The organism is Streptomyces sp. NPDC032198 (assembly GCF_040636975.1).
Taxonomy (GTDB): domain Bacteria; phylum Actinomycetota; class Actinomycetes; order Streptomycetales; family Streptomycetaceae; genus Streptomyces.
The window spans coordinates 463670-482877 of record NZ_JBEZVL010000005.1 but is presented as its reverse complement, the minus strand read 5'-3'; the positions used below and the strand labels follow the sequence as shown (position 1 = coordinate 482877).

13 protein-coding genes, 1 tRNA gene and 1 pseudogene are annotated in these 19208 nt (G+C 70.6%); 9 read left to right on the top strand and 6 right to left on the bottom strand.

Annotation, left to right across the window (positions count from 1 at the left end):
• Nucleotides 1-119 precede the first annotated feature (119 nt).
• Both AB0E78_RS16180 and AB0E78_RS16175 read right to left on the bottom strand, forming a co-directional pair.
• Nucleotides 120-2705 carry an FtsX-like permease family protein gene (locus tag AB0E78_RS16180; protein WP_361832567.1) on the bottom strand — a complete coding sequence of 862 codons (2586 nt, stop codon included), beginning with the start codon at nt 2703-2705 and terminating at the stop codon, nt 120-122.
• On the bottom strand, nt 2702-3490 hold the full coding sequence (locus tag AB0E78_RS16175; RefSeq protein ID WP_361832565.1) for an ABC transporter ATP-binding protein: 789 nt from the start codon (nt 3488-3490) through the stop codon (nt 2702-2704). Before AB0E78_RS16175 ends, AB0E78_RS16180 begins: the two co-directional genes overlap by 4 nt.
• 511 nt (nt 3491-4001) lie before the next feature.
• Between AB0E78_RS16175 and AB0E78_RS16170 the strand changes: the two genes are divergently transcribed.
• The 3 genes from AB0E78_RS16170 (at nt 4002) to AB0E78_RS16160 (ending at nt 7761) form a co-directional block, all read left to right on the top strand.
• Nucleotides 4002-5519 (top strand): MFS transporter, encoded by a 1518-nt coding sequence (locus AB0E78_RS16170; protein WP_361832820.1) that lies wholly within the window; start codon nt 4002-4004, stop codon nt 5517-5519.
• Between the two features lie 122 nt (nt 5520-5641).
• Nucleotides 5642-6142, top strand: coding sequence for a DUF485 domain-containing protein (locus tag AB0E78_RS16165; RefSeq protein ID WP_361832563.1), 501 nt, complete (start codon nt 5642-5644; stop codon nt 6140-6142).
• Nucleotides 6139-7761, top strand: a complete 1623-nt coding sequence (locus AB0E78_RS16160) for a cation acetate symporter (RefSeq protein WP_361832561.1) — start codon at nt 6139-6141, stop codon at nt 7759-7761. Before AB0E78_RS16165 ends, AB0E78_RS16160 begins: the two co-directional genes overlap by 4 nt.
• Before the next feature lie 155 nt (nt 7762-7916).
• Here AB0E78_RS16160 and AB0E78_RS16155 read toward each other — a convergent pair whose 3' ends face one another.
• The 3 genes from AB0E78_RS16155 to AB0E78_RS16145 form a co-directional block, all read right to left on the bottom strand.
• Nucleotides 7917-8816 (bottom strand): cellulose-binding protein, encoded by a 900-nt coding sequence (locus AB0E78_RS16155; RefSeq protein WP_361832559.1) that lies wholly within the window; start codon nt 8814-8816, stop codon nt 7917-7919.
• Between the two features lie 259 nt (nt 8817-9075).
• Complete coding sequence (locus AB0E78_RS16150; RefSeq protein WP_361832557.1) at nt 9076-11988, bottom strand: SUKH-4 family immunity protein; 2913 nt, start codon at nt 11986-11988, stop codon at nt 9076-9078.
• Between the two features lie 7 nt (nt 11989-11995).
• On the bottom strand, nt 11996-12982 hold the full coding sequence (locus AB0E78_RS16145) for an SMI1/KNR4 family protein (RefSeq protein WP_361832555.1): 987 nt from the start codon (nt 12980-12982) through the stop codon (nt 11996-11998).
• Between the two features lie 309 nt (nt 12983-13291).
• Between AB0E78_RS16145 and AB0E78_RS16140 the strand changes: the two genes are divergently transcribed.
• Complete coding sequence (locus tag AB0E78_RS16140) at nt 13292-13849, top strand: YwqJ-related putative deaminase (protein WP_361832553.1); 558 nt, start codon at nt 13292-13294, stop codon at nt 13847-13849.
• A 46-nt stretch (nt 13850-13895) separates the two neighbouring features.
• Nucleotides 13896-14429 carry an SUKH-3 domain-containing protein gene (locus tag AB0E78_RS16135; protein ID WP_361832552.1) on the top strand — a complete coding sequence of 178 codons (534 nt, stop codon included), beginning with the start codon at nt 13896-13898 and terminating at the stop codon, nt 14427-14429.
• A gap of 72 nt (nt 14430-14501) precedes the next feature.
• Here the strand turns inward: AB0E78_RS16135 and AB0E78_RS16130 are convergent, their stop codons facing one another.
• Nucleotides 14502-15851, bottom strand: coding sequence for a histidine kinase (locus tag AB0E78_RS16130; protein ID WP_361832550.1), 1350 nt, complete (start codon nt 15849-15851; stop codon nt 14502-14504).
• A gap of 212 nt (nt 15852-16063) precedes the next feature.
• On the opposite strand from AB0E78_RS16130, the pseudogene AB0E78_RS16125 reads away from it, so the two are divergent.
• From AB0E78_RS16125 to AB0E78_RS16110, 4 genes and pseudogenes are all read left to right on the top strand, one after another.
• Nucleotides 16064-16411, top strand: a pseudogene (locus AB0E78_RS16125) (hypothetical protein); the annotation flags it as partial.
• Nucleotides 16412-16422: 11 nt separating this feature from the next.
• Nucleotides 16423-16493: transfer RNA gene (locus AB0E78_RS16120), tRNA-Gln, on the top strand.
• A gap of 116 nt (nt 16494-16609) precedes the next feature.
• Complete coding sequence (gene glmU / locus AB0E78_RS16115) at nt 16610-18067, top strand: bifunctional UDP-N-acetylglucosamine diphosphorylase/glucosamine-1-phosphate N-acetyltransferase GlmU (RefSeq protein WP_361832548.1); 1458 nt, start codon at nt 16610-16612, stop codon at nt 18065-18067.
• Nucleotides 18068-18204: 137 nt separating this feature from the next.
• Entirely contained in the window at nt 18205-19182 is a 978-nt protein-coding gene (locus AB0E78_RS16110) for a ribose-phosphate diphosphokinase (RefSeq protein ID WP_361832546.1), read from the top strand.
• The last annotated feature ends 26 nt before the right edge of the window (nt 19183-19208 follow it).

Below are 19208 nucleotides of genomic sequence, written 5' to 3'. Positions count from 1 at the left end.
GGGTGGCACGATCCGGCCCGTGGGGCACCCGGGCGGGGAGCCGGACCCGCACGCATGAATCGGCCCCCGGCAGGCAGTGCCTGCCGGGGGCCGACTCCCCCGCACCCCCGTAGCGGGAGCTATTCGGTGGCGATGGCCTTCAGGACGTTCATCCGGCCCGCCCTGAAGGCGGGGACCAGTGCCGCGAACAGGCCCACGAAGGCCGAGCCGATGAAGACGGTGATGATCGTCGGCCAGGGGATCTCCAGGACCTTCAGGCCCTCCAGGGCGAGCAGCTTCTGGGCCGTCGCTCCCCAGCCCATGCCGAGCCCCAGGCCGAGCAGCGCGCCGAAGAGGGCGATGACCACCGACTCCATGCGGATCATGCGGCGCAGCTGGCGGCGCGAGAGGCCGATGGCCCGCATCAGGCCGATCTCCCGGGTCCGCTCGACCACCGAGAGGGCCAGGGTGTTCACGACGCCCAGGATCGCGACGATGATCGCGAGGCCGAGCAGGCCGTAGACCATGTTCAGCATCTGGCCGACCTGGTCCTTCAGGGTCTCCTTGAAGTCGGTCTGGTCCATGACCTTGTACTGCGGGTAGTCGGCCATGGCGGCCTTCAGCGACTTGTACGCCGCGTCCTGCTGGCCCTTCTCCGCCTTGGCGAACATGATCTCGTTCGGCGGCATCCGGTCGGCGGGCACGTACTTCGCGGCGGTCGAGATGTTCACGTACATCGCGCCCGAGTCGATCGAGGTGTCGCTCGACGTGAGGGCCCGGACCGTCATCTCGCCCGTGCGGCCGTGGTCGAAGGCCAGCTTCACCTTGTCGCCCACGGAGATGCCGTGGTCCTTGGCGAAGTCCTCGCCGACCGACATGGAGTCCGGCTTGTAGGCGTCGGTGAGCTTTCCGGCGACCGTCTCGGCGCGCAGGTCCTGTGCGTACGTCGGGTCGGCGGCGCTCAGGCCCACGCCCTTGGCGACCTTGCCGTTCGCGGCCGTCAGGTCCGCCTTGATGTCCTTGTACTGGGTGATGTGCGCGACGTGGTCGGCCTTCTCCAGGGCCTTCGCGGCCTTCGGGGTGATCTGCTGGTTGTTGTTCGACTGGATGATGAAGTCCGCGCCGACCGACTTGTCGAGCTCGTCGGTGGCCGAGGCGACCATCGAGGAGCCGACCACGGAGAGGCAGGCGACCAGCGCGAGGCCGATCATCAGGGCCGCGCCGGTGGCGCCGGTGCGGCGCGGGTTGCGCAGGGCGTTGCGCTCGGCCATCCGTCCCACGGGGCCGAACATCCGCAGGAGCAGCACGCTGATCACGCGGACCACGCCGTTGGCGAGGACCGGGCCGATGACGACGAAGCCGATGAGCGTGAGGACCACGCCGCCGCCGAGGAAGAGCGAGCCCTCGCTCGCCTTGTCCGCCTGGGAGGCGGTGTAGAGGCCGAAGCCGCCGGCGCCGGTGAGGACCAGGCCGATGACGGCGCGCAGGGCGCTCGCCTTGCCGTCGGCCGGGGTCCCGGCGTCGCGCAGGGCGGCCATCGGGGAGACCTTGGCGGCGCGCCGTGCGGGGAGGTAGGCGGCGAGGACGGTGACGACGATGCCGAGGACCATGCCCACCACGGGCGTCGTCCACTTGACGGTGAGGTCCTGGGTGGAGAGTTCCATGCCCATGCCGGACATGAGCTGCATCAGGCCGATGGCGAGCCCGACGCCCGCGCCGACGCCGAGGACCGAGCCGATGACACCGAGCAGCAGCGCCTCGACGAGCACGGAGCGGTTGACCTGCTTGCGGCTCGACCCGATGGCGCGCATCAGGCCGATCTCGCGGGTGCGCTGGGCGACCAGCATCGAGAAGGTGTTGATGATGAGGAAGATGCCGACGAGGAAGGCGATCCCCGCGAAGCCGAGCATCGCGTACTTCATGACGTCCAGGAAGCTGCCGACGCTCTTGCGGTTGTCGTCCGAGCTCTCCTTCTGCGTCTTCACCTTGTACGCGGAGGCGTCGGCGCCCATGGCCTCGGCGACGTTCTTCTTGAGGACCGCGTCGCTGACGCCCTGCGCGGCGGTCACGTTGACGTGCGTGAACCGGCCGGTGGCGCCGAGGAGTTCGCGCTGTGCGGTCGCGGTGTCGAAGTAGACGATCGCGGCGCCGGGGTTGGTCACCTTGAAGGTGGCTATGCCGGAGATCCTGGCGGTGTGGTCGCCGGTGACGGCGATGGTGCGCAGCTCGTCACCGATCTTGAGGTGGTGCTTGTCGGCGGTGTCGGAGTCGATCATCACGTCGGTGGGTCCGCGCGGGGCGTGCCCGGAGGTGATGTCCATCGAACGCAGGTCGTTGTGCGTCCAGTTGCCCGCGATGGTGGGGCCGCCGCTGGTGGGGCCGACGTTCTTCTTCTCGGAGTTGACGACGGTGACGCTCTCGCTGCTGACCGCGCCCTCGGCGGACTTCGCGCCGTCCGCCTTCTTCGCCCGGTCGACGACCGAGGCGGGCATCGACTCGGGCTTGCCCGAGTCGGGCCTGTCGCCGGGGTCGGCGGCGGACTTGGAGGTGACGGTGACGTCGGCGGACGTCGCGGCGAAGAGCTTGTCGAACGTCGTGTTCATCGTGTCGGAGAAGACGAGCGTGCCGCAGACGAACGCCACCGACAGGATCACGGCCACGGCGGAGAGCGCCATGCGGCCCTTGTGCGCGAAGAAGTTGCGCATCGAGGTCTTGAGGACGGTCATGACGTACGCCCCCGCGCGTCGAAGTCCTTCATGCGGTCGAGGACGGTCTCGGCGGTGGGCGAGTACATCTCGTCGACGATCCGGCCGTCCGCGAGATAGAGCACGCGGTCCGCGTACGAGGCGGCCACCGGGTCGTGCGTGACCATCACGATGGTCTGGCCGAGCTCGGTCACCGACTTGCGCAGGAAGCCCAACACCTCCGCTCCGGCCCGGGAGTCGAGGTTTCCGGTCGGCTCGTCACCGAAGATGATCTCGGGGCGCGCGGCAAGGGCGCGGGCCACGGCGACGCGCTGCTGCTGGCCGCCGGAGAGCTCGGTCGGGCGGTGCTTGAGGCGGCCCGCGAGACCGACCGTCTCCACGACCTGGTCCAGCCAGCCGCGGTCGGGCTTGCGGCCCGCGATGTCCATCGGGAGCGTGATGTTCTCGATGGCGTTGAGCGTGGGCAGGAGGTTGAACGCCTGGAAGATGAAGCCGATCCGGTCCCGGCGGAGCTGCGTGAGCTTCTTGTCCTTCAGGCCGGTGATCTCGGTCTCGTCGAGGTAGATCTGCCCGGAGGAGACGGTGTCGAGGCCCGCGAGGCAGTGCATCAGGGTCGACTTGCCGGAGCCGGAAGGGCCCATGATCGCGGTGAACTGCCCGCGGGCGATGTCCACGTCGATCTCGTCGAGGGCCACGACCCGGGTCTCCCCGGATCCGTACGCCTTCACGACCTGGCGCGCCCGTGCCGCCACGGCCGTACGCCCTCCAGTGCCCCCGTGCCTGGGAATGGTTACAGCCGATGTCACGGTAAATCTCCTAAGTCGGTTACGCGTCAGGTCAGACGTGTTCGCTACAGATAAAGATTCTGGTCGTCCGACGGCTCCGGCGCGCTGGTGCCCAGCGCAGTCTTTTACTGGGGAAAACCCCACCCCTGAAGGTGTGGCTGGTCCGACCCGGCGTCTTCCCCGGCCCGTCCCGTCGGCATAAAGCCAATCTAAGAACGCGCGGGAGCCTTCTCGTCCTCCAGCAGTACGAACGCCCCCCGGTCCGTAGTACGGAGAAACCCCTAGGGGATCTCCACCTGCCGGTGGAGCCCTTCTCGGGGTCGCTCCACCCTCCTGCCGAGCGGACACCGGTCCACCTGCCGGGATGCTCTCCACCCCTGCCCCGGACGCGCACCGGGTGAGAAGGTGACCCCGAGCAATTAGATGCAGGGGGAAAGGAATCTCGGTGGACGCGGACGACGCGGACGACAACGCGCAGACGTCGGGCACGGAGCGGACACGAGCACGCCGCGGCCCCGTCGTCGCCGCGCTCATGCTCGCCATGGCCCTCGCCGCCCTGGACGCCACGATCGTCTCGACCGCCATCCCGCAGATCGTCGGCGACCTCGGCGGCTTCTCCGTCTTCTCCTGGCTCTTCTCCGGCTATCTGCTCGCCGTCACCGTCACCCTGCCCATCTACGGCAAGCTCTCCGACACCTTCGGCCGCAAGCCCGTGCTCATCGCGGGCAGCATCCTCTTCCTGATCGGCTCGGCCCTGTGCGCCGCGGCCTGGAACATGGGGGCGCTGATCGCCTTCCGCATCGTCCAGGGCCTGGGCGGCGGCGCGCTCCAGGGGACGGTGCAGACGCTCGCCGCCGACCTCTACCCCCTCGAGGAACGCCCGAAGATCCAGGCGAAGTTGTCGACCGTGTGGGCCGCCTCGTCGATCGCGGGCCCCGCCCTCGGCGGTCTGATCGCCGCGTACGCCGACTGGCGCTGGATCTTCCTGATCAACCTGCCCATCGGGGCGGTGGCCCTCTGGCTGATCGTGCGCCACCTCCACGAGCCGCAGCGCGAGGCGGCCGGCGCCCGGGGGCGCACCGACTGGGCGGGCGCGCTGGCCGTCTTCGCCTGCGGCGGCGTCCTGCTCACCGCACTCGTGCAGGGCGGCGTCGCCTGGGGCTGGCTCTCCGCGCCGTCCCTCGCGCTCTTCACCGGCGGACTGCTGCTCGCCGGGGCCGTCGTGGTCATCGAGCGGCGCGCGGCGGAGCCGATCATCCCCGGCTGGGTCTGGCGCAGGCGCACCATCGCGGCGGTCAACCTCGCCCTGGGCGCGCTCGGCCTCCTGATGGTCGCGCCGACGGTGTTCCTGCCGACGTACGCCCAGTCCGTGCTCGGCCTCGCGCCGATCGCCGCCGGGTTCGTGCTCTCCGTGATGACCCTGAGCTGGCCGGTCTCCGCCGCCCTGAGCCAGCACGTCTACCGCAGGCTCGGCTTCCGAGACACGGCGCTCATCGGCATCAGCGGGGCGGCGCTCTTCCTCTTCGCGTTCCCTCTCCTGCCCTATCCGGGGCAGGCCTGGCAGCCGGCGCTGATCATGCTGCTGCTCGGCGCGGCGCTCGGCCTCTTCCAACTGCCGCTGATCGTGGGCGTGCAGTCCACCGTCGGCTGGTCGGAGCGCGGCACGGCCACCGCGTCGATCCTCTTCTGCCGCCAGATAGGCCAGACCCTGGGCGCCGCGGCCTTCGGCGCGATCGCCAACGGAGTCCTCACCTCTCGGCTCGGCGGCGCGGGCTCCCTGGACTCGGTGTCCCACGCTCTGGAGGACCCGGCAGCGGTCGCCGACCCCGAACGGCTGCGCCGGGCCGTCGACTCGGCGGTCGACACGGTGTACGTGGGGGCGGGGTGCGCGGCGGTGCTCGCACTCCTCGTACTGGCGTTCCTTGCGCCCCGGCGGTTTCCGGTAATCGGGGCGGACGCCCCGGAGAACGGCGAGGTGGGAGCCCCGCAGAGCAGGGAGAACACCGAACGTGCCGCGCGCGAAAGCCCCGTGAACAGACCGGCCGACTAGACCGACCAATCAGTATGCGCAAAACCCTTCGCGGCTCTACTACTTACGAGTAACGTGCTCGCTCCTCACCTCTCGCTCCCTGCGGTCCCGCACCGGACCGACGCCGCGCAAGGAGAACCGGGATGTCCTACCCTCACCAGCCCCACAACCCTGACCGCTCCTCCCCTCCCCCATACCCCCAGCAGCCCCAGCACGCCTACCGCCCCCACGCCCCCCACACACCGCACGTCCCGCCGCACGACTCCTCCCCCTCGTACCCCACCTACCCCTGGCAGCCCGTCACGCCGCCACCTCCCCCACCACCCCCACGGCTCCCCCGCCACCCCGCACTCGGCCGCCACAGCGACCTGCGCCATCTGCGCAGCGCCTACCGCTGGCAGCGCCGCGTCGCCACCCTCACCGCACTCGGCTACTTCACGCTCTTCCTGACCCTCTCCGCGTTCGCCCCGTCCCTGATGACGCACACGGCCTCCGGCGGACTCTCCACCGGCCTGCTGCTCGGCCTGTGCCAGATCCCCGTCACCCTCATCGCCATAGCGCTGTACGAGTCCACCGCCCGCCGCAGGGTCGACCCGATGGCCGAACGGCTGCGCAAACTGGCGGAGTTGGAGGCCAACCGATGAGCCCCGGCAGCACCCTGGCCGCCGACTCGGCCCAGGCCATGTCCCTCGTCGCGTTCACCGCCGTCGTCACCCTCACGCTGCTCCTGTGCGTGATGACGGGCCCCGACCGCGACGACCTCGGCGAGTTCTACACCGGATACGGCACCCTCTCGCCCCTGCGCAACGGCCTGGCCATCGCGGGCGACTACATCTCGGCGGCGACCGTCCTCGGCACGGGCGGAATCATCGCGCTAGTCGGCTACGACGGAGTCGTCCTGGCCCTGAGCACGGCCCTGTCCCTGATGCTCCTGATGTTCCTGCTCGCCGAACCCCTGCGCAACGCGGGCCAGTTCACCATGGGCGACGTACTGGCCCGCCGTATGCCCGGCCGCGCCGTACGCATCACCGCCTGCGCGGCGACACTGGCCGCACTGACGCCCCTGATGCTGGTGCAGCTCGCGGGCGCGGGCGACCTGCTCTCCTTCATCCTCGGATTCTCCGGCGAGGGCGTGAAGACGGGATGCGTCGTCGCACTCGGCGCACTCATGATCAGTTACGCGGCGATCGGCGGCATGAAGGGCACCGCCCTCATCCAGATCCTGAAGATCGTGATGCTGCTCGGCTCCGGAGTGGTCATCGCCGCCCTGATCCTGCGCCGCTTCGACTGGGACCTCGGCGCGCTGCTCGCCGCCGCCCAGAAGGGCAGCGGGGCAGGACCGGCCTTCCTCCAGTCCGGACTCCAGTTCTCGGGCGGACCCAACCCCCGCCTGGACATGATCAGTTCGGAGCTGACGGTGGTCCTCGGCGGCGCGTGCCTGCCGCACGTCACGATGCGGATGTACACGGCGCGCAGCGCGCCCGAGGTACGCAGATCGCTGTCCTGGGCGGTGTCGTCGGTGGCGCTTTTCGTCCTCGTCATCGCGATCGTCGGCTTCGGCGCGACGGCGATGGTCGGACGGGCAGCGATCACCCAGGCCGACCCGCAGGGCAACACGGCGTACCTGCTCGGCTCCAGGGCGGTGTTCGGCGCGAACGCGTCGACGGCGGAGACCCTCGTCTTCACGACGGTCACCACGGCGATCTTCCTGACGCTGCTCGCCTCGGTCGCCGGAATGATCCTCGCCTGCGCCAACTCCCTCGCCCACGACGTCTTCGCGCACATCCGCCTCCGCAGGGAACTCACCCCGCGCCGCGAGATGACCCTGGCCCGCGTCTCGGCCCTCGCCATAGGGGGCCCGGCGATCGCCCTCGCGGTCCTGGTCCAGCACCACAATCTGCAACCGCTGGTCACGCTGTCGTTCTGCCTGGGCGCATCGGCGCTCGCCCCGGCGCTCGTCTACAGCCTCTTCTGGCGCCGCTACACCCGCAGGGGCCTGCTGTGGACGCTGATCGGCGGCACACTCGGCTCCGTCATCCTCATGACGGGCACCAATCTGGTCTCGGGCGCCCCCACTTCGGCGTTCCCGAACCACGACTTCAACTGGTTCCCCTTCACCACCACGGGCCTGGCCTCCATCCCGCTCGGCTTCCTCCTCGGCTGGCTCGGCACGGTCTCCTCGGGCCCACGAGAGGCGGAGGAACAACGCAGGCGGTACGAGGCGGTGGAGGGGTGGATCCTGGCGGGGGCCAAGCGGGGGTAACGGTCGGGCGCATTCCCTCATCCGCGCTCCGCACGGTTCGGTCCGCGAAGGCCTAGCTCATCGCAGGAAAGTCCCTGCGCCATGCCGCGTTCCGGGGCGAGAGGTGGGAGCGAGGGCCCCCGGGGGGTGAGGGGGTGGGGGTGGGGTGGGGTGGGCTAGGGCGCACCCTCAGCGGCGGCCCGCCCCGTAAGCGCCGCAAGGCTGCTGCGCACATGCTCCATGTGAGCCCGCACCTCGTCCCACTCCTCCCCGTGCTCCCGCAGCATCCGCTCCGTCTCCCGGGAGATCCCCTCCTCCCGCACCCCCGCGGCAGCGACCAGCTCCGCGCCCCGCGCCTCCGCGTCCTCCTGCCCGTGCCGGGCGGACTCCTCCGCCTCCGCGAAGGCCCGCTTGGCCTCGGACAGGCGGGCCTCGGCGGCGGCGACCAGCGCGGCCTCCCGCTCTTCCTCCGCGGCCTCCCGCGCGGCGATCTCCCGCTCGGCGGCCTCCCAGCGCTCGGCGTGCTCCTTCTCCTGCTCCTCCAGGAGAGCGGCACTGCGCTCCCGCATCTCCCGCAGGGCGGCAAGGGCCTCGCCCCGCCACTCCTTCACATCACGGCGGGCCTCGATCCGCGACTCGTCCGCGGTCGCGCGGCAGGCGAGCAGCCGCTGCCGGGCCCGCTCCTCGGCCTCGCCGAGGATCTCGTCGGCGTACGCACGAGCGGCCTCGCGGACCTCCCGCGCCTCCGTCTCCGCCGCCTCCGTCATGCGCTGCACGTCGGCCTCGGCCGACGCCGCCACGGCCGCCGCCTCCGCCTCGCTCAGGGCGAGGATGTTCCGCGCGCGCTCGCCCAGCGTCTCGTACGTCTGAGGAGCGAGCCGCGAGACGACGTCCCGCAGCCGTTCCGCCTCCGCCTCCATCTCCTTGGCGAGGACGGTGAGCCGGGCGGCGCGTTCCCACGCGCCGTCGCGGTCCCGGGACAGATCGAGGGCGTACGCGTCCACCTGCTCGGGACGGTAGCCACGTCCGCGCACGGCGACGAAGCCATGCTCCGACGCCGTTGCACCGCTGCTCATCCTTGAATCCCTCCTCCGACGCACCACGCGCGCATTACGCGATTGGCGCACATCTTGATGGATCAAGCGGAAGCGCTCATAACGCGACACTCCGCGCATCTCATCTGTTCAAGGATGCGCCATTTGCCGCCAGAAGTCGGAATCGGACCGCCCCACCGTGGCCCTCACCCCTGAACCGCCGCTTCGCGGCGGCCCGAAACAGACGAGGCGCCCGACCCCCGCAACGGGTCAAGCGCCTCGTCCACCACTACAGGGGGGACTACAACAGCCCGTCCCACATCTGTTCAAGCAGCACAGACCACCAGCTCTCCGGCGAAGCCAACGCCGCCGGGTCAAGTGCCGCCAGCTGCCCCTGGAAGTCCACGGTCCAGCGGCCCGCCTGCTCCTGGTTGAGTCCATACCGCAGCCGCCACATGCGGCCGAGCAGCGCCAGGCAGCGCGCGAACTCGGGCAGGCCCGTGTTCACGAACTGCGGCGGCACCGGGGCGCCACCGGGACCGGCCTCCACCGGCACGGCCACGATGTTCGCCGTGCCGTACTGGACGCAGATCGCCCGGCCGAAGTCGCTGCCCATGACGAGGTACGAACCGGCGTCCGACGCCGGCTGCACCCCACGCTCCTGCGCCGTCTCGGCGAGGGTCGGCACCGGACGGCCCGGCTGGGCCTGCGCCCAGAAGAACGGGCCGAAGTCGACCGGCAGACCCGCCACGACGAGCGTGTGCGCCACGAGATCGGGCACACCCTGCCGGGAGACCGCCCGCTGGTCGAAGCGGAAGACGCCGGGCCCGAACGCGCCCACCAGCTCCTGCGCCACACCCTCCGGCGGGATCGGCGGCGCGGGCTGCACCTGCGGCAGCGGCGCACGCACCGGCGCGGGCCGCGCGGGACCGTCCGCGACCTGGTGCAACTCGGCCTGGTGCGCGATGAGCTGCTGCATGCCCCCCTGCCGGGACCCGTGGTCCCTGCCGTACGGGGCGATGCTCGTGATCCGCGCCTGCGGCCAGGTCTCACGGATCATGCGGGCGCAGTACGCGCCCGGCAGCTCGCAGGACTCCAGCTCCGTGTGGAGTTCGAGCACCTGCTGCGGCGGCACGTTCATGCCGCGCAGCTCGTGCAGGATCTGCCACTCCGGGTGCGGCGTACCGGGCGCCGAGCGGCGGATGAGCTGCTGCTCGGAGCCGTCCTGCGCGCGGTAGCGGAGCACGGCCTGGTAGCCGGGGCCGACGGTCGGCTGACCGGTGGGCGGCTGCGGGTAGCCGTACGGCTGACCGGGGCCGGGCTGACCCGGCGCCGGGGGCGGCGGCATACCGGGAACGCCGGGGCCACCAGGGCCCTGCGGCGGCATCGGTGCGCCGGGGCCGCCGGGAGTGCCGGGGCCCATGACCGCGGGTCCGGCCAGCATGGTCGCCGCATGATGGACGCCACCGCCGGGAGCGCCGGGGGTGCCGGGAGCCTGCGGGGGCTGCGGGGCGCCGGGAGCGCCCGGAGCACCGGGCGGACCAGGAGGCTGCGGAGCACCCGGCGGCTTGATCCCGCCAGTGCCGCCCATGCTCGGGTCCGCCAGCATCGTCGCCGCATGGTGCACACCACCGGGAGGCGTCGTACCCGGAGTACCGGGCGGGCCGGGAGGCTGCGGGGCGCCAGGCGCACCCGGAACACCGGGCGGACCAGGAGGCTGCGGAGCACCAGGAGCACCAGGGGCACCCGGCGGCTTGATCCCGCCGGTACCGCCCATGCTCGGGTCCGCCAGCATCGTCGCCGCATGGTGCACACCACCGGGAGGCGCACCCGGAGTCCCGGGAGCGCCCGGAGGCTGCGGCGCGTCCGGAGCCGCCGGAGGCTGAGGTCCCTCGGGGCCGAGCGCGGAGACGAGCTGCGTCGGGACGTAACCGCCCGCCGGGGTGCCCGGAGCACCGGGGCCGGACGGCGGCGGCGTACTGCCCTGCGGCACGCCGGGAGTCCCCGGGGCGCTGGGCGGCGGAGGCGTACTCGCACCGCCGCCACGGGCACCACGCGGCGGCGCCGCCTTGCTGGTCGCGGCATCGGCGATGTCCCCCGCGCCGGGAGGCACGGAGTGCGGGACGGCGGCCGGGGCGGGGCCGCCCTGCGGGTAGCCGTACGCGGTCGGGTCCGGGGCGCTCACACCCGGAGGCGGCGGCATGTTCACCGCGGCACCGGCGGGCGGCGGCGGCAGATTCGGCCCCGGAGCAGCCGGAGGCTGTGCACCAGGCGCACCGGACGCACCAGGCCCCTGCGGGTAGCCGTACGCGGACGCGTCGGGAGCACCGGCACCACCGGCACCACCGGCACCACCGGCACCACCGGCACTCGAAGGCGGCGGCATCTTCGGGCCGCCCAGCGCGGGCGCCACCGTCGTCGACGGAAGGCCGCTGCCGCCATGCATCAGCGCGGTCTTGGCCTCCGGCGCCACACCGGGCGGCGGGGTGTCGTCATCGTCACCGCCCACCAGCGGCGGCGCGAACACCGTCGCGGGCGCGGGCACCGAACGGTCGTCGCCGGAATCCGCGTTGGTGTCCGTACCGGCCCACGGAGTGGCACCGGCAGGCGCATCCGACTCCGCGGCAGCGGGCCACGGCGTACCGCCACCGGGCGCTTCGGGAGCAGCCGAAGCGGGGGCGGGCGCCGGACTCCCGTACCCGGAACCCCCGTTGGACGCATCGGCCGGAGAAGACACACCAGCCGCGGCAGACGCGGACGCAGAAGACACGCCGCCCACAGAAGCCGCACCGCCGGCCGCGCCGCCCGCAGAAGCAGACTCCCCCCTGCGGTCCGGAATGCCCAGCTTGTCCGCCGCCTCCTGGAGCCACTCCGGCGGGCTCAACAGGAACGACGTCTGATTGAGGTCGACCCGCTCCGGCGGGGCAGGAGCCGCATCCTCCGGCGCCACATCAGGCGCGCCGTACTCCTCCTCGTACCGGCGGATCACCTCGCCGACCGGCAGACCCGGCCAGAGCGTGGCGTCGCCGCTGTCCCGCGCGATGACGAGCCGCTGGCTGCCGCCGTCGGACACCGGACCGTTCTCACGGTCCTCCGCCCACACGACGAAACCGAGCTCGAACTCCCGCACCCGCACCTCACGATGCTGGTATCCGGGCACATCGCCGTTGATCCACTCCTCGGCGCGCTCCTGCGCCTGCGCGAAGGTCACCATCGACAAGTCACTCCCCCACCGGGACGGCGCGCGCGAAGCCGCCGTCCACCATCAGGTTCGCCACGGTCTCCAACTCCGGCGGATTACCCGCCAGCCGGGACAAGAACGCGTCGAAGTCGTCACCGCACGGCAGCAACAGCCGCTGCACCCGCTCGGCAGGCGGCCAGGAAGCCGCCTCCGAGACGTCCCGTGCGTCGTCGTACGCGCAGAACCACACCGAACCGATCTGGTCACCCTTGACCTTCACGGCCAGCAGACCGCCCTGCACGAAACCGACCGCCAGATAGTCCTTGGTCAGATGGTCGCGCAGGCATTTGTTCACGTACACCAGGTCATTGACCGCGGCCTCGTCCCGCACCGTGAAGAACGGCTGGTCGATCAGGAGGCCGAGCTCCGCGTCGAGCGCCGCACCGACCGGCGCGCAGCCGCCCGCCGCCTTCAGGAAGGAACGGTAGGCACCGGGCAGCCGGTACCCCAGGTCCTCCTCGGCACCGAGCACCTCCTGCTCGGTCACCGCGACCGCCGACTTCGGCAGCGCCAGATGCGCGGGACGGGTCTCCTGCAGCGGGCGCGTACCCCTCTTGTCCTGGTCCACCGGCGTCGTGGCGAGCCCGCCGTGATGCCGCAGGAGCGCCTTCACCTCCACCGGGACCAGTTCGAGACGCCGGCCGCCCGGCACGTGGTGCCAGGTCCAGCCGTGCGGGGTCGCCACCGGCGGAATCGTGTCCCACAACTCATGATCCGCCGCGGCCATCGCCGCGTTCGCGGAGACGTAGTCCGTCAGGCGCAGCTCGTCGACGCCGAAGCCCTCCGGGGGCTCGGCGATCTCGGCGGCCGCACGCGCGTAGACCGAGAAGTCCGGATAGCCGTGCTCGTCCACACGCACACCTCTGGGATGGCGCGTGGCCCGGACCGGATCCGGGAAGTGCACGACCTGCCCGGCATAGGCCGCGTTCGGCGGTGCGGCCTGCTGCCCCAGCCGACCTGTCGTCATGGCGGTTGCCCCCTGCGGCACTGTGAATGATTCAGCGGATCGCTGTGCGTGGATTCTGCGCTTCCGCACGCTTCGTCCCGCGTTCCGCGGTCTGCGGATGTCGACAGCCTATGCGCAAGGACGACACCGGTCACCGGCCCTCCGGTTCCATGACCAGCAGCCACCGGACCGTCACCGTGCGACGAAAGCCAGGCGTGTCGCGGTGCCCCAGCTTCCGCACCACCCGCCCCATTTGGCAGGCTGTCACCGCAACGCGGGGGCGTGGCACACGCGGTCACAACCGCGAGTTGCGGGGAGGGAAGCACCACCATGCACACGGCACAGACCGGTACGACCGGCCACACGGCGGCCACCACGGCATCATCGGCGACCACCGAGAGCCCCGCCGGCGCGGGAGATCCACGCGTCGGCTGGAGCAGCACGTCCGCACACGCACCCCTGCTGCGCCAACGCCGCGACGGCATACTTCCCACCGTCGCCGCCGCACTCTCCGTCCGCGGAGCGACCCTCACCTGCACCGCGGGCCGCGGCGAGGAACCACCCGCCCTGCATCCACTCGTACAGGACTTCCTCGACACCCTCACAAGCGGCCAGCGCGAACGCTTCACCGGCCGGTGCGCCGAGGCCATCCTCATCTCGCGCCACCTCACGGCGGCCGACAAAAGCCGGTCCAAACGCGCGGCACGCAAACCGATGACGAACGGCGAAGCCCGCAAGGCACTCAAACACGCCAAACTCACCACCCGCCGCATCCGCGAGGACGGCGACCCCCTGCACGGCGGCTTCGCCCGCCCCTGCCGCTCCTGCACCGCCCTCACAGCACACTTCGGCGTACGGATCGTGGAACCCGAGACCCCCGAATCCTGATCCCCATCACCGAGCCGCTGACCCCGAACCGCAACGAGGGCCGCCCATGCACACCGAACAGCACACCGAGAACTCCGCGCACGCCCACCAGACCGTCGCCGCCCCCCGCTTCCCCGTCCCCGTCGACGCCGCCCTGCGCGCCGCCGGCTGGACCCCCGGACGCTGGGACATAAAGCAGGCCGAGATCTGGGCCGACGTCCTGCGCCGCCACACCTCACCCGCGGGACACCAGCACGCCGTCTTCCCCGCCGCCGTCGAGGCCTGGGCCGAGTTCGGCGGACTGCACATCACCCCGCAGGGCCCCGGCCGCCACATAGCGCCCGCCGCAGTGCACCTGGACCCCCTCTACGGCCTCCACCTGGCCCGCACCCTCGGCGACCTGGGCCGCGCCCTCGACACCGAGGTCTGCCCCATAGGAGAGGAGACGGAGACCCAGGCCCTCCTGGCGATCGACGCGGAAGGCCGCGTCTACAGCCTCGACCACAGCGGCGACTGGTACCTCGGCTCCCACATCGACGAGGCCCTCGCCACCCTCGCGTCGGGCACCCAGCCGGAACGCCTCAAGGCGGGCCCGTCCTGATCCGGGCTGATCCGGGCTGATGCGGGCTGATGCGGGCTGATCCGGGCTGATCCGGACGAGAGGCCCGAGCCCCTAGGCCTCTTCCCTGAGCCCCGCGACGACGGCCGCCGCGGGCAGCACCGCCGACACCCGGAAGCCACCCGCGTCCGTCGGACCCGACACGAACACACCGCCCAGCGCGGTGACCCGCTCCTTCATGCCCACCAGGCCGTTGCCCCCACTGGGCAGCCGGGCATCCCCCGGGCCCGCCTCCGGCGGTGGCTCGTTCTCCACCTGCATGGCGATCTCCGCGCCCCGATGCGCCAGCCGCACATACGTTTTGGCACCCGCCGCGTGCTTGTGCACGTTCGTCAGCGCCTCCTGCACCACTCGGTACGCGGTCTGCTCGACGTCCGCCGCATACGCCCGCGACTCACCCTCCACGGACAGATCCACGGCCATCCCCGCCGCACGCGACTGCCCCACCAGCTCATCCAGCTCCGCCAGAGACGGCCCGTCCTCATCCACCGCACGCGAGGCGGCAGCAGCAGCGGCGAACCCCACGGCGGCCAACGGCAGCACATCGGAGACCGACCCATGCCGGCCACCGGCCGCCGGCGTCGGCTCCCCGGTCCGCAGCACACCCAGCATCTCGCGCAGCTCCGTCAGCGCCTGCCGCCCCATGTCACCGACCAGAGCGGCGTTCTTGACGGCCTTCTCGGGATCCTTCCGGGCCACGGCCTGCAAGGCAGCCGCATGCACGACCATCAGGCTCACCCGATGCGCGACGACGTCGTGCATCTCCCGAGCAATCCGGGTCCGCTCCTCATTACGCGCCCACTCCGCACGCTCCTCGGCCCGCTCGGCCAGCAGCTGCAACTCACCCTTCAGACTGTCGGCACGCTCCCGCAGACTCTCCATGAGACGCCGCCGCGCCCCGACATACAGACCGAGCAGGATCGGCGGCGCGGTAAGACCGATCGACGTCGTGATCGCGATGAACGGTATGAACCCCTCCGCGAACCCCAGATCCCCGCTCTCCATGTCCTGCCGCGTCCGCACGAGCGTCACGATGAGCGTCCCCAGCAGGGACATCCCGGCGAGCGACCCGATGATCCGCCGCGGCAGCTCCGAAGCGGCAAGCGTGTAGAGCCCGACGACGGTCAGGAAGATCCCCATCTGGGCCGGCGTGATCGCGATCGAAATCAGCACCACCGCGATCGGCCACCGACGCCGCAACACCAACGAGGCCCCCGCCAGGACCCCGAACGCGACCCCCACCCCCGTGGGAATCCCCGTGTCCCTCGCGAACGTGATCCCCTCGGCACCGCACTCCGCCGCCGACGCCAGCGCGAGCCCCACATCCAGCACGGCACTACGCCGCCGCTCCCACCACCACGGCCCGGTCACGGCCGCGCTGTGGTTCTCCCCCGTCGTGGTCATACCTTCCAGCCTACGGGCGACAACCCCTCCTTTTCCGGCGAGTTTCCGGCTCAGTGATCGAACGCACGCGCTGTTCGATGCGAAACGAAACGGCCAGGAATCACACGAACTGTTGAACCACTCGCCACTTCCGGCCGGACGTCCGCATTCCGGACGAGGGTCGTCGCATGACAGAGATCACGGGCAAGTACGCCGACTTCGAGGGGCGGTAGTTCATCAACAGCGACCCGAACGTGATCCGGCTCCACCCGCGCTGGCTGGCGCTGCTCGACGTCGGCCTCGACCGCCTGACCTTGCGGGTCAGCATCCATGAGTCCGCGGACGTGGCGGCCGCGGAGAGGTACTGGGCAGACATCGTCGGCGTCGACCAGGCCGCGTTCAGCAGAGCGACTCTGAAGAAGCACAACCCCCGCACCGCGCGCAAGAACACCGGAGACGGGTACTACGGGTGCCTCATGATCTACGTACGACGAAGCGCTGATCTGTACCGTCGCATGGAAGGGGCTTGGTACGGCATAGTGTTGTCCGCGCATCGATCCGATCAATCGAATCGGACATAACGCGCAGACCATCCCGGGTCGTCTAATGGCAGGACAAAGAGTTTTGGTCTCTTGAATGAGGGTTCGATTCCTTCCCCGGGAGCAGCGCAGAACGGGTCCTGACCACAAGGTCAGGACCCGCCCTCATTTCCGCCCCACAACGCCCCGGTATCCTGCGGATGTCCACTCCCCGCACATCCGAAGCCGAAGGGCACCCCCGTGAGCGCCAACAGCCCGGCAGCCGTCGTCGTCCTCGCAGCGGGTGAGGGCACCCGTATGAAGTCGGCCACCCCCAAGGTCCTGCATGAGATCTGTGGGCGGTCCCTCATCGGGCACGTGCTCGAAGCCGCGTACGCGCTGAGTCCGGAGCGGCTCGTCACCGTCGTCGGCTTCGCCCGCGAGAAGGTCGTGGCGCACCTGGGGACGATCGCCCCGGACGTGCGCACCGCCTATCAGAGCGAGCAGAAGGGCACGGGGCACGCGGTCCGTATCGGTCTGGACGAGCTCGGCGGCGCCGTGGACGGCACGGTCATCGTCGTCTGCGGTGACACCCCGCTGCTGACCGGCGCGACCCTGCAGAAGCTGGCCGCGACGCACACCGGTGACGGCAATGCCGTGACCGTGCTGACCGCCGAGGTGCCGGACGCGACCGGTTACGGCCGGATCGTGCGGGACGGCGAGAGTGGTGCGGTGACCGGCATCGTGGAGCACAAGGACGCGACGGAGACACAGCGTCTGATCCGTGAGATCAACTCCGGTGTGTTCGCGTTCGACGGGCAGCTGCTTGCGAAGGCGCTGGGCAAGGTGCGGACGGACAACAGTCAGGGTGAGGAGTACCTGACCGATGTTCTGGGGATCCTGCGGGAAGCGGGGCATCGTGTGGGCGCCGCTGTCGCGCTCGATCACGAGGAGATCGCGGGGATCAACAACCGGGTGCAACTGGCGGAGGCCCGGCGCACGTTGAACGACCGTCTCCTCACCGAGGCGATGCTGGCCGGTGTGACGGTCGTGGACCCCGCCTCGACGTGGATCGACGCGACGGTGACGTACGAGCAGGACGCGCTGGTGCATCCGGGTACGCAGCTTCAGGGCTCCACACATCTCGGTGAGGGTGCCGAGGTCGGGCCCAACACCCGCTTGACGAACACGAGGGTCGGTGCGGGCGCCCGGGTGGACAACACCGTCGCGTACGACTCGGAGGTCGGGGAGCAGGCGAGCGTCGGTCCGTACGCGTATCTGCGGCCGGGGACCCGGCTGGGCGTGAAGGCCAAGGCCGGTACGTATGTGGAGATGAAGAACGCGACGATCGGTGAGGGTACGAAGGTGCCGCATCTTTCGTACGTGGGTGACGCGACGATCGGTGATTTCAGCAACATCGGTGCTGCGAGCGTGTTCGTGAATTACGACGGTGAGGCGAAGCACCACACGACGGTGGGGTCTCACTGCAAGACGGGTTCGGACAACATGTTTGTGGCTCCTGTCACTGTTGGGGACGGCGCTTATACGGCGGCGGGTTCGGTCATCACGAAGGATGTGCCGGCGGGTTCGCTGGCCGTGGCCCGTGGACAGCAGCGGAATATCGAGGGTTGGGTGGCGCGGAAGCGTCCGGGGAGTGCGGCTGCTCGGGCGGCCGAGGCGGCGTCCGGGGAGTCCAGGAATTCGGCAAGCGGAAGCTGACCGGAAACAGGTGCGTCGGACACGGCGTACCGTGATACGTGCACACCATTTCGGCCGACTCGGCGCAACGGGACTGTGAATTCTCCGGGGCGCGTGAGGGCGGCAGCGGGAAGAACTCGTCTGAGGAGACTAGTGCTGTGACCGGGATCAAGACGACCGGCGAGAAGAAGTTGATGCTCTTCTCCGGCCGCGCCCACCCCGAGTTGGCCGAGGAGGTCGCACACAAGCTGGGTGTCGGCATCGTGCCGACGAAGGCTTTCGATTTCGCCAATGGCGAGATCTATGTGCGGTATCAGGAGTCGGCTCGTGGCGCGGACTGCTTCTTGATCCAGAGCCACACGGCTCCGATCAACAAGTGGATCATGGAGCAGTTGATCATGATCGACGCGCTGAAGCGTGCGTCGGCCCGCTCCATCACCGTGATCGTGCCGTTCTACGGCTACGCGCGCCAGGACAAGAAGCACCGCGGCCGTGAGCCGATCTCGGCCCGCATGGTGGCGGACCTGATGAAGACGGCGGGCGCGGACCGCATCCTGACGGTCGACCTGCACACGGACCAGATCCAGGGCTTCTTCGACGGCCCGGTGGATCATCTGTTCGCGCTGCCGATCCTGGCGGACTACGTGGGCGCGAAGGTCGACCGTTCGAAGCTGACCGTGGTCTCCCCCGACGCGGGTCGCGTGCGCGTCGCCGACCGCTGGTGCGACCGTCTGGGCGCGCCGCTGGCGATCGTGCACAAGCGCCGCGACAAGGACGTCGCCAATCAGGTCAGCGTCCACGAGGTCGTGGGTGACGTGAAGGGCCGCGTCTGCGTCCTGGTGGACGACATGATCGACACGGGTGGCACGATCTGCGCCGCCGCCGACGCCCTGTTCGCGCACGGCGCGGAGGACGTCATCGTGACGGCGACGCACGGTGTGCTTTCGGGTCCGGCGGCCGACCGTCTGAAGAACTCCAAGGTGAGCGAGTTCGTGTTCACGGACACGCTGCCCGACCCGGGTGACCTGGAGCTCGACAAGATCACGGTGCTGTCGATCGCGCCGACCATCGCGAACGCGGTGCGTGAGGTCTTCGAGGACGGTTCGGTGACGAGCCTCTTCGACGAGCAGGCGTAGCCATCGCCGGCTCGCCCTCACGGGCT